The organism is Streptomyces sp. NPDC051738 (assembly GCF_044453205.1).
Lineage (GTDB): Bacteria > Actinomycetota > Actinomycetes > Streptomycetales > Streptomycetaceae > Streptomyces.
In genome coordinates, this window is the sequence record NZ_JBITCM010000004.1 from 227723 (window position 1) to 242197 (window position 14475).

At 69.5% G+C, this 14475-nt stretch carries 13 protein-coding genes, 1 pseudogene and 1 riboswitch; of the genes and pseudogenes, 4 read left to right on the plus strand and 10 right to left on the minus strand.

The features are described 5' to 3' along the window. Nucleotides 1–114: 114 nt before the first annotated feature. The 3 genes and pseudogenes from ACIA8X_RS11695 to ACIA8X_RS11705 form a co-directional block, all read left to right on the plus strand. Nucleotides 115–261 (plus strand): annotated as a pseudogene (locus ACIA8X_RS11695) (GNAT family N-acetyltransferase); the annotation flags it as partial. 18 nt (nucleotides 262–279) lie between these two features. Then, nucleotides 280–469: riboswitch (cobalamin riboswitch) on the plus strand. A 125-nt stretch (nucleotides 470–594) separates the two neighbouring features. After that, entirely contained in the window at nucleotides 595–2979 is a 2385-nt protein-coding gene (locus ACIA8X_RS11700) for a ribonucleoside-diphosphate reductase subunit alpha (RefSeq protein WP_393448524.1), read from the plus strand. Further along, the gene (locus ACIA8X_RS11705; protein ID WP_393448521.1) at nucleotides 2979–3992 is read left to right on the plus strand and encodes a ribonucleotide-diphosphate reductase subunit beta; all 1014 of its coding nucleotides are present in this window, start codon (nucleotides 2979–2981) and stop codon (nucleotides 3990–3992) included. The genes ACIA8X_RS11700 and ACIA8X_RS11705 overlap by 1 nt, the downstream gene beginning before the upstream one ends. On the opposite strand, the gene ACIA8X_RS11710 is transcribed toward ACIA8X_RS11705, so the two are convergent. Beyond that, nucleotides 3905–4144: a hypothetical protein gene (locus ACIA8X_RS11710; RefSeq protein ID WP_393448518.1), complete on the minus strand. Its 240-nt coding sequence runs from the start codon at nucleotides 4142–4144 to the stop codon at nucleotides 3905–3907. The genes ACIA8X_RS11705 and ACIA8X_RS11710 overlap by 88 nt on opposite strands. 92 nt (nucleotides 4145–4236) lie before the next feature. Here ACIA8X_RS11710 and ACIA8X_RS11715 point away from each other — a divergent pair, with 92 nt between their 5' ends. Continuing rightward, a complete protein-coding gene (locus ACIA8X_RS11715) occupies nucleotides 4237–5202 on the plus strand; it encodes a helix-turn-helix domain-containing protein (RefSeq protein WP_399458243.1) in 966 nt (321 codons plus the stop codon). Between the two features lie 15 nt (nucleotides 5203–5217). Here ACIA8X_RS11715 and ACIA8X_RS11720 read toward each other — a convergent pair whose 3' ends face one another. From ACIA8X_RS11720 to ACIA8X_RS11760, 9 genes are all read right to left on the minus strand, one after another. Continuing rightward, nucleotides 5218–6597 (minus strand): cytochrome P450, encoded by a 1380-nt coding sequence (locus ACIA8X_RS11720; RefSeq protein ID WP_393448512.1) that lies wholly within the window; start codon nucleotides 6595–6597, stop codon nucleotides 5218–5220. Beyond that, the gene (gene cyc1, locus ACIA8X_RS11725) at nucleotides 6594–7679 is read right to left on the minus strand and encodes an epi-isozizaene synthase (RefSeq protein ID WP_393448995.1); all 1086 of its coding nucleotides are present in this window, start codon (nucleotides 7677–7679) and stop codon (nucleotides 6594–6596) included. The genes ACIA8X_RS11720 and cyc1 overlap by 4 nt, the downstream gene beginning before the upstream one ends. 291 nt (nucleotides 7680–7970) lie before the next feature. Further along, the gene (gene def / locus ACIA8X_RS11730) at nucleotides 7971–8621 is read right to left on the minus strand and encodes a peptide deformylase (protein WP_393448509.1); all 651 of its coding nucleotides are present in this window, start codon (nucleotides 8619–8621) and stop codon (nucleotides 7971–7973) included. 151 nt (nucleotides 8622–8772) lie between these two features. Further along, entirely contained in the window at nucleotides 8773–9753 is a 981-nt protein-coding gene (locus tag ACIA8X_RS11735) for a tetratricopeptide repeat protein (RefSeq protein WP_393448506.1), read from the minus strand. Between the two features lie 109 nt (nucleotides 9754–9862). Further along, complete coding sequence (locus ACIA8X_RS11740; protein ID WP_393448503.1) at nucleotides 9863–11110, minus strand: HD-GYP domain-containing protein; 1248 nt, start codon at nucleotides 11108–11110, stop codon at nucleotides 9863–9865. Beyond that, complete coding sequence (locus ACIA8X_RS11745; protein WP_393448992.1) at nucleotides 11107–12414, minus strand: HD-GYP domain-containing protein; 1308 nt, start codon at nucleotides 12412–12414, stop codon at nucleotides 11107–11109. Before ACIA8X_RS11745 ends, ACIA8X_RS11740 begins: the two co-directional genes overlap by 4 nt. A 159-nt stretch (nucleotides 12415–12573) precedes the next feature. Continuing rightward, the gene (gene rsrA, locus ACIA8X_RS11750) at nucleotides 12574–12876 is read right to left on the minus strand and encodes a mycothiol system anti-sigma-R factor (protein ID WP_393448500.1); all 303 of its coding nucleotides are present in this window, start codon (nucleotides 12874–12876) and stop codon (nucleotides 12574–12576) included. Beyond that, nucleotides 12873–13568, minus strand: a complete 696-nt coding sequence (gene sigR, locus ACIA8X_RS11755) for an RNA polymerase sigma factor SigR (protein ID WP_393448497.1) — start codon at nucleotides 13566–13568, stop codon at nucleotides 12873–12875. The genes rsrA and sigR overlap by 4 nt, the downstream gene beginning before the upstream one ends. Nucleotides 13569–13825: 257 nt before the next feature. Continuing rightward, nucleotides 13826–14455: an alpha/beta family hydrolase gene (locus ACIA8X_RS11760; RefSeq protein ID WP_393448494.1), complete on the minus strand. Its 630-nt coding sequence runs from the start codon at nucleotides 14453–14455 to the stop codon at nucleotides 13826–13828. Nucleotides 14456–14475 lie beyond the last annotated feature (20 nt).

The window sequence follows — 14475 nt, forward strand, 5'->3', positions numbered from 1 at the left end:
AGGGGCGCGGGTCTGTGTCGATATGCGGCTCCGCCGCGTGGGCGCGACCAGCCCACCACAACCCGCAGCGGGCCGCCGAAGAGCAACACCAACGGCGGCCCGCTGTCGTACACACGCATCGTCCTGTCCTCCCAGCGCACCATGCACAGCGCCCACCGCATCTACGAACGCCCGGGCTTCGCCCGCACACCCGATCGAGACTGGAATCCCGTCCCGCAGCTCGCCGACATCACTCTCCTCACCTATGAGTTGACACTGTGAAACCGCCGCGACACAACATCTGGGGGTGGCGTGGCGGGTGAGCACAAGATGTATGCTCATCTTCGCTGTCGCCGCAGGGGAATCCGGTGCGAATCCGGAACTGTCCCGCAACGGTGTACTTGTGCATGTCTGTTCCCAGAACACGGTTCCCGGGGCACGACGTGCGCAGGAGTCAGTCCGAGGACCTGCCGACAGCGCGCCCGGCCACCCGGCCGGTGCGCCCTGACGTCCGGGCCTCGCGGAATGGGCCGGTGGACGCGACGCCCCCGTGCGCTCGTGTGCTGCCCCCTGCCCTCGCCGAGGCCCCCGTGCCGAGCGAGGGAGAGCCCCCACGTGACCATCGCGCCAGCAGACCCGGCCTCAGCCGTCCCGACCGTCGCCATCGACGAGGACGCTCCCGGAACCGCCTTGCTGCGGACCCTCACCGAGCTGACCGCCGACCTCCCCGACGCCGACGCCGGCCGGGTCGCCGCCGCCGCGCTGCGCGGCCGGTCCGCCCGTGCCGACGAGGCGGAGCTGCGCGAGCTGGCCACCGAGGCGGCGGCCGGTCTCATCTCCGAGGACCCCGCCTACTCGAGGCTCGCCGCCCGGTTGCTGACCATCTCCATCGCCGCGGAGGCCGCCTCGCAGGGCGTTACGTCCTTCACGGAGTCGGTCGCGGTCGGACACCGCGAGGGCCTCGTCGCCGACCGGACCGCCGAGTTCGCGCGGATCCACGCGGCCCGCCTGGACGCCCTGGTCGACACCGGCGCCGACGACCGCTTCGGCTACTTCGGTCTGCGCACCCTGCACAGCCGGTACCTGCTCCGGCACCCCATCACCCGCAAGGTCATCGAGACGCCCCAGCACTTCATGCTGCGCGTCGCCGCCGGTCTCGCCGAGGACGACACCGCCCGCGCACTGGACGAAGTCGCCGCGCTCTACGGGCTCATGAGCCGCCTCGACTACCTCCCCTCCTCCCCCACGCTCTTCAACTCCGGCACCCGGCACCCTCAGATGTCGTCCTGCTACCTCCTCGACTCCCCGCTCGACGAGCTGGACTCCATCTACGACCGCTACCACCAGGTCGCCCGTCTCTCGAAGCACGCCGGCGGCATCGGCCTGTCGTACTCCCGTATCCGCTCCCGGGGTTCGCTGATCCGCGGCACCAACGGCCACTCCAACGGCATCGTCCCGTTCCTGAAGACCCTCGACGCCTCCGTCGCCGCGGTGAACCAGGGCGGCCGGCGCAAGGGTGCGGCCGCGGTCTACCTGGAGACCTGGCACTCCGACATCGAGGAGTTCCTGGAGCTGCGCGACAACACCGGGGAGGACGCCCGCCGTACGCACAACCTGAACCTCGCGCACTGGATCCCGGACGAGTTCATGCGCCGGGTCAACGCCGACGAGCCGTGGAGCCTCTTCTCCCCGTCGGACGTGCCCGAGCTGGTCGACCTGTGGGGCGACGAGTTCGAGGCGGCGTACCGGAAGGCCGAGGCCGCCGGGCTCGCCAAGAAGACCATCCCCGCCCGTGACCTGTACGGCCGCATGATGCGCACCCTCGCGCAGACCGGCAACGGCTGGATGACCTTCAAGGACGCCGCCAACCGCACCGCCAACCAGACGGCCCTGCCGGGCCATGTCGTCCACTCCTCCAACCTCTGCACGGAGATCCTGGAGGTCACGGACGACGGGGAGACGGCGGTCTGCAACCTGGGGTCCGTGAACCTGGGTGCCTTCGTGGACCTGGTCCGTCGGGACATCGACTGGGAGCGGCTCGACGACACCGTCCGCACCGCGGTCACCTTCCTGGACCGCGTCGTCGACATCAACTTCTACCCGACCGAGCAGGCTGGCCGGTCGAACGCCAAGTGGCGGCCGGTGGGCCTGGGTGCGATGGGCCTCCAGGACGTCTTTTTCAAACTCCGCCTCCCCTTCGACTCGCCCGAGGCCAAGGCGCTCTCCACGCGTATCGCCGAGCGCATCATGCTCGCCGCGTACGAGGCCTCCACCGACCTCGCCGAGCGGAGCGGCCCGCTGCCGGCCTGGGAGAAGACCCGTACCGCCAAGGGTGTCCTGCACCCCGACCACTACGGCGTCGAGCTGACCTGGCCGGAGCGCTGGGCCGCGCTGCGGAGCCGTATCGCCACGACCGGCATGCGCAACTCCCTGCTGCTGGCCATCGCGCCCACCGCCACCATCGCGTCGATCGCCGGTGTCTACGAGTGCATCGAGCCGCAGGTCTCCAACCTGTTCAAGCGCGAGACGCTCTCCGGCGAGTTCCTCCAGGTCAACTCGTACCTGGTGGCGGAGTTGAAGAAGCTCGGCGTGTGGGACGCCCGCACCCGTGAGGCGCTGCGCGAATCCAACGGGTCGGTGCAGGACTTCGCCTGGATCCCCGCGGACGTACGGGCCCTGTACCGCACGGCGTGGGAGATCCCGCAGCGTGGCCTGATCGACATGGCGGCGGCGCGCACCCCGTTCCTCGACCAGTCCCAGTCCCTGAACCTCTTCCTGGAGACGCCGACCATCGGCAAGCTCTCCTCGATGTACTCGTACGCCTGGAAGCAGGGCCTGAAAACGACGTACTACCTGCGTTCGCGCCCGGCGACCCGTATCGCCCGTGCCGCCCAGGGCCAGGCGCAGCCCGAGAAGACCATCCCCGTCCAGCAGGTCGCCGAGCCCGACGCCGTCGCCTGCTCCCTGGAAAACCCCGAGTCCTGCGAGGCCTGCCAGTAATGACCGCCCGTAACTCCAATCTCCTCGACCCGGGCTTCGAGCTCACCCTGCGCCCCATGCGCTACCCGGACTTCTACGAGCGCTACCGGGACGCGATCAAGAACACCTGGACCGTCGAGGAGGTCGACCTCCACTCGGACGTCGCCGACCTGGCGAAGCTGTCCGAGGGTGAGCAGCACATGATCGGCCGGCTGGTCGCGTTCTTCGCGACGGGCGACTCGATCGTCGCGAACAACCTGGTGCTGACGCTGTACAAGCACATCAACTCCCCGGAAGCGCGCCTGTACTTGAGCAGGCAGCTCTTCGAGGAGGCCGTGCACGTCCAGTTCTATCTGACGCTGCTCGACACCTACCTCCCCGACCCGGAGGACAGGGCGGCGGCCTTCGACGCCGTCGAGAACATCCCGTCCATCCGCGAGAAGGCCGAGTTCTGCTTCAAGTGGATCAACGAGGTCGAGAAGCTGGAGCGGCTGGAGACCAAGGCCGACCGGCGTCGCTTCCTGCTCAACCTGATCTGCTTCGCGGCGTGCATCGAGGGTCTGTTCTTCTACGGTGCCTTCGCGTACGTCTACTGGTTCCGCAGCCGGGGCCTGCTGCACGGCCTGGCCACCGGCACCAACTGGGTGTTCCGCGACGAGACGATGCACATGTCCTTCGCCTTCGACGTGGTCGACACCGTCCGCAAGGAGGAGCCGGAGCTCTTCGACGACGAGCTCCAGCAGCAGGTCACCGACATGCTGAGGGAGGCCGTCGAGGCCGAGCTCCAGTTCGGGCGCGACCTGTGCGGTGACGGCCTCCCGGGTATGAACACCGAGTCGATGCGGCAGTACCTGGAGTGTGTCGCCGATCAGCGTCTGACGCGGCTCGGCTTCGCTCCGGTGTACGGCTCCGAGAACCCCTTCTCCTTCATGGAGCTCCAGGGTGTTCAGGAGCTGACCAACTTCTTCGAGCGGCGTCCCTCGGCGTACCAGGTGGCGGTGGAGGGCACCGTCGACCTGGACGAGGACTTCTGAGCCTCGGCCTCGTCGCGTTCCTGGGCCTCCCTGATCTGACGGTCGATGCGCCGGTCGCGCGCCGCGCCGATCAGTGACGGGAGGACCAGGAGCACGAACATCCCGAGGACGGCGATCATGGCGAGCAGTGTCTGTGCCTGTTCCGTAGTCATGACACCACTGTCGCTCCGGACACTCCTTACGAACAGTGGCAGGACTGCCGCACACCCTCGATTTACTGCCACATCCGAGGCACACTGGCAACATGCTCAAAAACGTCGCCGCCGTCCTCCTCGACGGTGTACACCCCTTTGAACTGGGCGTCGTCTGCGAGGTCTTCGGCATCGACCGCAGCGACGAGGACCTGCCCAGGTACGACTTCGCCGTCGTCTCGGCGGAGGGGCCGACGCTGGGCACGCATGTCGGCGGGCTCTCCGTCTCCACGCCGTACGGCCTGGAGCGGCTGGAGGAGGCCGACCTGATCGCCGTGCCGGCGGGGAGCGACTACGTCACCCGCGACTATCCGCCCGAGCTGCTGGACGCCCTGGTCAGGGCCGTCGAGCGGGGCGCGCGGGTGCTCAGCGTGTGCTCCGGGGTCTTCGTGCTGGGCGCGGCCGGGCTGCTCGACGGGCGGCGGTGCAGTGCGCACTGGCGGCACGCCGACGAACTGTCCCTACGGCATCCGCGGGCGGCGGTCGAGCCCGACGTGCTCTACGTCGACGAGGGCCCGGTGATCACCAGCGCCGGCACGGCCGCCGGAATCGACGCCTGTCTGCACATCGTGCGGCAGGAGCAGGGGCCCGAGGTCGCCAACAAGATCGCCCGGCGCATGGTGGTGCCGCCGCACCGGGACGGCGGGCAGGCCCAGTACATCGAGCGCCCGCTGCCCCGTTCCCAGTGCGACACGGTCGGCGAGGTGCTGGCCTGGATGGAACGGCACCTGGACGAGGACCTCACCGTCGAGCAGCTCGCCGAGCGCGCGCTCATGTCCCCGCGCACCTTCGCCCGCCGCTTCCAGCAGGAGACCGGCACGACTCCCTACCGGTGGATCCTGCGCCAACGGGTGCTGCTGGCACAGGAGTTGCTGGAGGCGACGGACGAGACGGTGGACTCGATCGCGGGTCGAACGGGGTTCGGGACGGCGGCCGCGCTGCGCCACCAGTTCGTACGGGCCCTGGGCACGACTCCGAACGCGTACCGAAGGACGTTCCAGGGCCCCAGTGCGGCGTAAGTCCTCCTCTCGGCACTAGTCCCTCGGCACCGGCCTCAGCAGCAGCTTGTTCGGGCGCAGCGTGATGCCGACGCGGGTCGCGTCCTGGGAGCCCGCGACCTGCTCGAAGCGGTACTTGGTGGCCAGCGCCGCCGTGATCAGCGTCAGCTGCGCCATCGAGAAGTGGTCGCTCGGGCACTTGCGGTTGCCGACACTGAAGGGGCTCATGGCGTATTTCGGCACGTCCTTGACGCGTTCCGGGAGCCAGCGGTCGGGGTCGAAGTCGAGGTTGTCGGCATACGACTTCTCGTCACGCTGGATCGCGTAGGGGCTGTAGACGATGTCCGCCCCGGCCGGAATGCGATAGCCACCGAGTGAGGTATCGATCACTGCCCGTCGCGTGAGAATCCAGACCGCGGGGCGCAAACGCATCGCCTCCACGACGACATTGTTCGTGTGCCTGAGGCTACGGACATCCGCAAATGCCACGGGCCGTCCGCCGGTGACAGATTCGACCTCCGCGCACACCTTGTCGGCGTGTTCCGGATGTTCCGCGAGCACATGCAGCAGCCACATGATCGTGGAGGCCACGGTTTCACTGCCCGGGGTGACAATCGCGACGACCTGGTCGTGGATCTCCTGTTCCCCGATGGGGTCGCCATTCTCGTCCTTCGCCTCCAGCAATGCCGTCAGCAAATCGTCCGGCCTTTGACCAGATGCCCGGCGTTCGGCGACGATCTCGTCGACCAGGAGATGCAAATCGGCCAGCGCCCGGTTGAATTCGCGGTTGGGCGGGAGAGGCAGCTTGTACAGCGGCCCGAGGGGGACCACCATCCGCCGGTACATGCCCCGGAAGACGGTCGCGAGCGCGTTGCACAGCCGCTCGGCCCGCTCGTCCATGTACTCGCCGCGCAGCAGACAGCGGGCGGCGATGCGCACGGCTATCCGGAACGACTCGGAGGTGCAGTCGACGGTCTCGCCGGGCTTCCAGCGCTCGGTCAGCGCATGCGCCTCCTCCTCCATGATCGGCCCGTACGCGGGGATCGCGTCGAGCCGGAAGGCGGGCTGGATGGTGCGCCGCTGACGCCGGTGCCGGGTGCCGTTCGCGGTGGCCACGCCCTCCTTGCCGAGCAGGCCTTCCAGGGACTCCCACAGCGGCCCGTCGATCTTGAAGTCGGTGCTCAGCGCCATGGCGCCGGTGAGCTCCGGGGTGGTGACGGCGTACACCGTCTTCGGGCCGAGCTTCAGGCGTACGACATCTCCGTGGTCCCGGAGCGCGGCCATGAAGGCCAGGGGATCTCGGACCAGCTTCCAGCCATGGCCGAGAAGTGGAACTCCTCCGCCCGCGAGGGGCGGTTCACGCAACTCCGAAGCCTCACGGGGCTGGGCTTCGGGGTGGACGGACTCGACGGTCATTTCTCACCTGCCGCTTCGTTGTTGACGTACGGGGGCGTGGACCGGTCGTCCCAGCTGTCGACCATGTAACGGCCGGACTCGTGGTGGAACCAGTAGACCGAGCTGAACCAGTTGCGCATATTGCTGACACAGGCCCGCACCGCGGCGCTGAGTTCCTTTCCGCGCAGCGTGCCGTCGGACAGGGAGTCGGCGAATTCCAGAGCGTCGTGCTCGGCGTCGAGGAAATCGGATATGCAGGTCTCGACGCGTTGCTTCAGCTCCGTCACCGTCTCTTCCAGAGTCAGCCCCTCGTGTTTGATGAGACTGATTCCGAGATTGTGCACCTCATCGCCCGCTATTTCCTTCGGAAGCGAGCAGAGGTCGTTGTACCAGGCGGCGAATTCCTGGCTCAGTAACGCCGCCCGCCGATATGCCGGATGCCTGCGCACGCCGTCCGGGAGTTCCAGCTCGGCGCTCGGCTCCAGCAGATCGGTCCAGATCCAGTGCGCGAAGGTGAGCCGACGCAGTGCGAGGTATTCATCGACGGTCGGGATGATTCCTTCGGTGCGGTTGCGGAATTCCCGGTCGTACGCCTCGATCACCGCGTGGAAGTGACGGGCGAAGCGGGTGTTCCAGGTGCGGGGCAGGAACGAGTACAGCCGCACCATGCTGTCCGCGAACCCCGCGACCAGCGCGTCCCCGTGGTGCAGATGCTCCTCGGGGGAGTCGAGGGCCGCGTGCAGCCGGAACCTCAGCCGCCGCCAGGCGGACGGGCGGTAGTGGACGATGTCGCGGTCGTGCCGGTCGTCCCAGACGAAGAACCACGCGCTGTAGTCCGCAATCGCCTGGAGCACCTCGTCGGGGGCGCCAATGTAGTACCCCGCCATGAGGTCGGTGTAGCAAAGGCCGTCGGCATATTCTTCGACCTTGTCGGCCGGCATCAGCCGCTTTTCCAGCAGCCAGGTACGGGTCTTCTCCTGGAGCCGGGGCCAATATGGATGGAGTTGCCTGGGAAACGCTGCTTCGATCACCGGAAGAGAGAGCGATGGTGGTACCTGGACCGCCGTCGGTGTCGATGTGGTGCTGTGTGAGAAAGCATGCACGAACAAACCCCTCTCAGCCGCCAGTTGTACACGCCCCTCCCGCTGTGCCGGGCGTGCGCCGTTGCGTATCCCCGCACTTACATTCAGCACCACAACTGTCCGTTCTGGGAACGGATTTGCTTCATTCACTACCCCACAGTGCCGAGAATCTCCCCCTATGTGACTGGTTCTGGATCACAACCTGCGTGTATGGGATCGAACGTGCGACGGACATGCGAACGGCGCCTGGTCAGGATGGGGAAGCTGAACAGACGCCGTGCGCAAGGGTCATGTGGGGTTTTCCGGCAGACCTCAGTCGTTCGCGACGACGGGGTAGCGGGGCTCGTTCTCGGCCATCTGACGGAGCGCGTCCTTGCGCTCCCGCTTGGAGAGACGGTCGATGTAGAGGTAGCCGTAGAGGTGGTCCGTCTCGTGCTGCAAACACCGAGCGAAGTACCCGGTGCCGCGCACCTTGATCGGGTTGCCCTTCTCGTCCTGCCCGGTCACCTCGGCGTAGTCGGGGCGGGCCAGCGGGGCATACGCCGTCGGCACGGACAGGCAGCCCTCGTTGCTGTCGTCCAGGCTGCGCCGGTCGGCGGGCAGCTCGACGAGCTTGGGGTTGCAGACGACACCGACGTGCCGGACGCCCTGGTCGTCCTGGCAGTCGTAGACGAAGACCTTCTGGTCGACGCCGATCTGGTTGGCGGCCAGGCCCACGCCCTCGGCGGTGCGCTGCGAGGCGAACATGTCCGCCACCAGCTGGTCCAGCTCCGCGCCGAACTCGGTGACGTCCTTGCACTCCTTGTGGAGGACCGGGTTCCCGACGACGGTGATCGGCCGCGAGGTGCCGCGCTCACGCCAGGCGTTCTCGCGCTCCTCCGTGTCCTCGGTGTCGACGACGAACCCCTCGTCGTCCACGGGGAGCACGCCCGCGTGCTGCTGCTCGGTGTCCTGCTGGGCCATGACCGACGTATGCCTTCCTGCACAAGAAAAGAGGGTGTGATGCTGATACAGGGTACGGGGAGCGCCCCTTCAGGGGCGCGGGGCTCTGTCGATATGCGGCTCCGCCGCGGGGCGCGACCAGCCACGACGAGCCCGCAGTCGGCCGCGATGCCTAGCAAACCTCTTCGAGATCCCGCCAATCCCGCGAATCCGGGCTGTCCGCAACCCACCCGTCCAACAACCCCCGAACCAGCGAAGCCGGCGCGGCCACCCCGCACTCCCGCTCCGGCACCCACAGCTGCCCGTCCGTCCGATGCCCCAGCGGCCCGGGGTGACCCGGTTCACTGTGATCGTGCGGATCCAGGTGGTCCCCGTCACCCTCGTCGGACGGCATCCGCGACTCGGAGCACATCCGGCACAGCAGCCGCACGGACGACGACCAGTCCTCCGCGGCGAACCCGGCGTCCGCGGCGAGCTGCTCCAGGGCGTCCCGGTCGGCCTCCGTGGCGGCCTCCAGCAGCACCACCCACGTCGGCACCGGCGAGGGCGCCCACAGCTCGATCTCGTCGAAGACGGGGTAGGCGTGCCCGGCGGACGTGGTCCGCTCCCCGTGCGGCACTCCGTCGTGCAGCGCGACCTCGCCCCAGCGCCGCCCGGACGACGGCAGCGGGATCGACAGCACCTCGATACGGGCGGGGTCCAGCCGCCGCCCCCACACGACCTCGGCCTCCCCCTCGGGGGACAGCCGTACGGCCGCGCTGCCCAGGTCCATCCCGACCGGCTCACCGGACGCGGTCGCACCGCCGGGCACCCGCAGCCCGTACGCCTGCCAGGCCCGCCGGGCCAGCGGCCAGTCCTGCAGGGCGGTGGCCGCGATGCCGACGTTCCACCAGTCGGGCGCGCCGGTCTCCCGGTCGAGCAGCGCGACGGCACGCAGTCCGGCCGCGCGGGCCTGCTCCCAGTCGTGCCGGAACTTGTGCAGCAGCGCGAGGTTGAACCAGGACTCCGAAAGCCAGGGCTCCAGATCGGCGGCACGTGTCAACAGCGCGCCCGCGTCCTCGTACCGGCCGTCGCCGATGAGCGTGAACGCCCGGTCGGTGGCCTGCCGCCAGGAGGCGGAGGGCCGGTGCCGTCCCTTGCCGAAGATCCTCACGATTCCCGCCTGCCAGTTCCGTGGAGTGGGCTGGCTAGTGCTCGCCCCCGGACACACTCTCATTCGCATCCAACCACGTACGGCTGGAAGGGCGCTCATTACCCATGGGTTACCCAGCCACAGGGGATGTCAGACAGTCTCTGGCCAGCACCCGTGCGAGGGATCCGACCACCTCCGGCGCATAGTCCCCGGCGGTCCCCAGCCGCAGTTCCTCCAGCGCCTTCAGCGGCCCGCCAGGACCGGCTCCCCGCGCCTTCTCCTCGTATGCGTTCACGGCCCGCACGATCCGCGCGGCGACCGGCTGCTCGGGGCAGGGATCGGCCAGCCGCTCCACGACCGTGGCGACCTGCGGATTCACCCCGGTCTGCCGTACGACGGCCCCGCCCAGCAGCGCGATCCGCCGCTGCTCCTCGACGGGCAGCACGGCGGTGGCCCCGGCCGGCACCGGGTCGACCAGGCTGAGCTGCCCGATGTCATGCATCAGGGCCGCGTACTCCAGCACGGTGAGCTCGGCCTCGGACAGGCCCAGATCCCGCCCGACCTCCCGGCTGAGCGCGGCCACCCGCCGGGCGTGTCCGGCGGGCGTGTACCCGGCGATCTCGGTGGCCCGGGCGAGGGAGGCGATGGTCTGCCGATAGGTGGCCCGCACCGCGGCGTACCGGCGCAGGGACATCTGGGTGAGCAGCAGGGGGATCGAGAAGACGGGCAGCGCCCACAGCCCGACCACGGCGACCGCGAGCGCCATCACGGCGCCCGTCGCGCAGACGGCCGACCCGATCCCGAGCGTCGCCCGCAGCTCGTCCCGCAGCAGCGGCCCGAAGGGCCACCGGGTGCGGGAGTGCGCCAGCGCGGCGGTGAGCAGGGCGCCGCACAGGGTGGTGAGGGCGAGGATCGCGAGCAGCAGCAGGGCGTAGGCGGTGCCCCAGCCGTGGAACGTGCCCTGGTTGTACAGGGGTTGGAAGCAGATGGCGGCGAAGCCGACGGTGAGCACGCGCCGGGCGAGATGGTCGAGCACGGGCCGCCCGCGCGCGATGTGCGGCACGCTGCCGAGCAGCGAGGCGGCCAGGACGACGGCGACGACCTGCACGACACCGTGCCGGGTGGGCTCCCCGCCCATCTCCCCCAGCAGGGCGTACGACAGTGCGGCGGCGGCCCCGAGCGGTGCGACCTCCCTGCCCTCCGCGCCGGTCCAGCGGGTGAGCTCGCCCAGGGCGACGAGGGCCCCGAAGGCGATCGCGGTGCCGCGTTGTTCGAGGCCGCTCCCCAGGGTGCCGGCCAGACAGACGGCGGCGAGGAGGGCCGCGCAGGCGTGGATCAGGGTGAGAAGCAGGGGCGGCCGCGGCCGCGGGGCGCTCATCGGCGCGCTCCCGGGGCGCTGGAGAGCGGCGGGCGGGAGACGGGCGTACGGGCCTCGTCGGCCGTCACGGCGGGATGCCAGCCGTACTGGCCCACGGCCCGGGCGAGAGCCGTGACCATCCGGGGGTCGAACTGCGAGCCCGCGCACCTCTCCAGCTCCCGCAGGGCGACGGACACGGGCCGGGCCCGCGAGTAGGACCGGGTGGAGGTCATCGCGTCGAACGCGTCCGCGACCGCCACCACCCGGGCCGGCTCCGGAATCTGGTTGCCCCTCAGCCCGTAGGGGTAGCCGCTCCCGTCCAGCCGCTCATGGTGGTGCAGTACGGCGGCCCGGGCCTCGCCGAGGAAGGAGATACCCCGGACCATCTCGTGGCCGTACTCGGGATGCAGCTCGATCACCCGCCGCTCCTCGGGCGTGAGCGGCCCGTCCTTGCGCAGCAGCCGGGTGGGCACGCCCAGTTTTCCCACGTCGTGCAGGATCCCGGCGAACCGCACCACCTCGACGCGGTCGTCGTCCATGCCCAGCTCGCGCGCGATCATCATCGAGGCCTGCCCGACCCGCTCGCTGTGCCCGCGGGTGTAGCCGTCCTTGATGTCGACGGCCTGGACGAGCGCCCGGATGGTCGCCTGGTGCGCGGCGCGCTCCCGGTGGTACTGGGCGAACACCCACCACGACACACACATCGGCAGCAGCACGAGCAGCGCGGCGACCGGACCGTACGGGCTGCGCCACAGCACGGCCATCATCAGCCCGGCCAGACCATGGACGACGAGGGGCGCGAGCGAGCGCAGGAACAGCCCCCGCCAGGCGCGCCGCACGGGCAGGCGCTCGGCGAAGGCGCGGATGCCGCCGTCCAGCGCGGTCACGACCAGGCAGAACGCCAGGACCGCGCCCCCGGCCGGAATCAGCGCATAGGGGAAGTGGCCGGACACCACGACGTCCCGCCCGCCCAGTTCCCCGTGCACCCTGGCCGCCGCCCAGACGGCCACGGCGAGCTGGGCTGCCCGCCAGATCCGCCGTGTCCACAGCGGCCGTTGCCCGGCCGGCGACAGCAGGGCACCCGGCACCGCGACCAGTGCGGCGGCGGACGGAGACAGCAGAAAGGCGCCGGCGAGCAGGACGGGATAGAAGGTGCCGGCGAACCGCCACCGTGCGGCGACCTGCTCACCGGCCGCGTACAGCGCCGCGAGCAGGACGACCGCTCGCCAGGGCGTGGGGGCTGCGAGCAGGTGCAGGAGGCAGGCCAGGGCGCACAGCGCCACGCAGGCGACGTACACGCGAGCCCGTGCCGGTATCGCCTCCATCTGGACGCCCTCCCCCACCATGACCTGCTCAGTTCAACAGCGGAGCCTAAGTCGGCAAGAGGGGCGGCTGTGGGCCTATCACCCGCCGATTAGCACGTTCGAGTGACGACAGCCCGTTCCAGGCAGAGGTTCCGGACAAAGGTTCCCGGGAGGGGGAGTTCAGGACTCCTGGGGTGTGGCGGTCACGTCGTGCTCGGGCACCGCCTGGCCGGAGCGGATCAGGTCGAGCCGGCCCAGCACCTTGGCGCGCAGGTCGGTCGGCACGTCGTCATGTCCGCAGCACCGCTTGACCAGCTTCTTCACGGCCTGCTCAAGACCGTACTTCTCCAGGCAGGGCGAGCACTCCTCGAAGTGCTGCTCGAACTTGGTGCAGTCGGAGTCGGGCATCTCACGATCGAGGAACTCGTAGAGGTGATCGAGTACCTCACTGCAATCCGTCTCGTGCGGCTCTCCGCAGCTCATGAGCCCGAGCCTTTCGCTTCGTTCGACTCTCCGGCGCCGGCCGGGACCATCCCGCGCTCACGGGCGTAGTCCTCGAGCATGCCGCGCAGTTGACGGCGGCCCCGGTGCAGCCGGGACATCACCGTACCGATGGGTGTCCCCATGATGTCCGCGATCTCCTTGTACGCAAAGCCCTCTACATCGGCGAGGTAGACGGCGATGCGGAACTCCTCGGGGATCGCCTGGAGTGCTTCCTTCACGTCCGAGTCGGGCAGGTGGTCGAGCGCCTGGGACTCGGCGGAGCGCAGGCCGGTCGACATGTGCGACTCGGCACGCGCGAGCTGCCAGTCCTCGATCTCCTCGGCCGCGGAGCGCTGGGGTTCACGCTGCTTCTTGCGGTACGAGTTGATGAAGGTGTTGGTGAGGATCCGGTACAGCCACGCCTTGAGGTTGGTGCCCTCGCGGAACTGGTGGAAGGACGCATACGCCTTGGCGTACGTCTCCTGCACCAGGTCCTCGGCGTCGGCAGGGTTGCGCGTCATGCGCAGCGCGGCCGAGTACATCTGGTCGAGGAACTCCAGCGCGTCCCGCTCGAAGCGCGCGCTGCGCTCGGCGGTCGACTCCGTGGACGTCACCGCGCTCGTGCCCAGGCCCTCGGGCTGCTCCGCCTGGCCGTTGTCGGTCCCTGCGTCGGTACCGGGAACCGGACCCACCTCCTCAAGATTCCGGGCAGGACCGAAGCCGGTCCCACCTGAATCGGAGGATAGACGACCTGCCGTACCTGCCGCCGCTCGAATAGGAGCGGTCCGGGCCGCGTGCAGCACTGTCCAGTCCAGGTCAGTACGGCTGCTGCGGGCCGGGCAGAAGGTCGAACCCATGCGGCGGACTTCCTCTCCTACGACGTGTGCGCTGCTCGTTCGGCACCGCTGTCCGCCACAACAGAGGCCGGGTCCCCGACATTCCCGAAGCTTTACCCGAGTGACCCGACCCACTTCACGACACTGTCGGTGACGATCGCCACGGCCTCGTCCTGATTGAGGGGCGCCCGCTTGGGCACGGCGAACCCGTGATCGCCGTACGGCACCTCGATCAGTTCGTAGTCCCCGTCCGGGAACTCCTCCGGCTTGCCGAACGGATCGTTGCCGCCCTGTACGACGAGGGTGGGCACCCCGGCCCCGAGCAGCTCCTCGGCGCGGGACTTCTCGGGCTTGCCCGGCGGGTGGAGGGGGAAGCTGAGGGCGAGGACGGCATGGGCGCCCAGTTCGACGGCCGTACGGCAGGCGACGCGGGCCCCGGCGCTGCGGCCGCCGGAGATCACGGGCAGCCCGGGCGCGGTGAGTGCGGGCCAGACGCCGCGCCAGCCGACGTCGAGGGTCTTCGGAGCGGGCGCCACCTTCTTGCCGGCCACCCGCCAGGGCTGCTCGACCAGGGCGACGGTCACGCCGTGGGCCGGGAGGACCGAGGCCAGCGCCTTCAGATCCCGGGCCCCGATGCCACCGCCGGCGCCGTGGCTCACGGCCAGCACGAGCCTGGCCTGCCGCGCCGGGTGCCAGGTGATGCGGGCGTCACCCGCGTCCGTACCGATGGTCTCTGTCGTCACGTCTGGCTCGTTCACGTCTG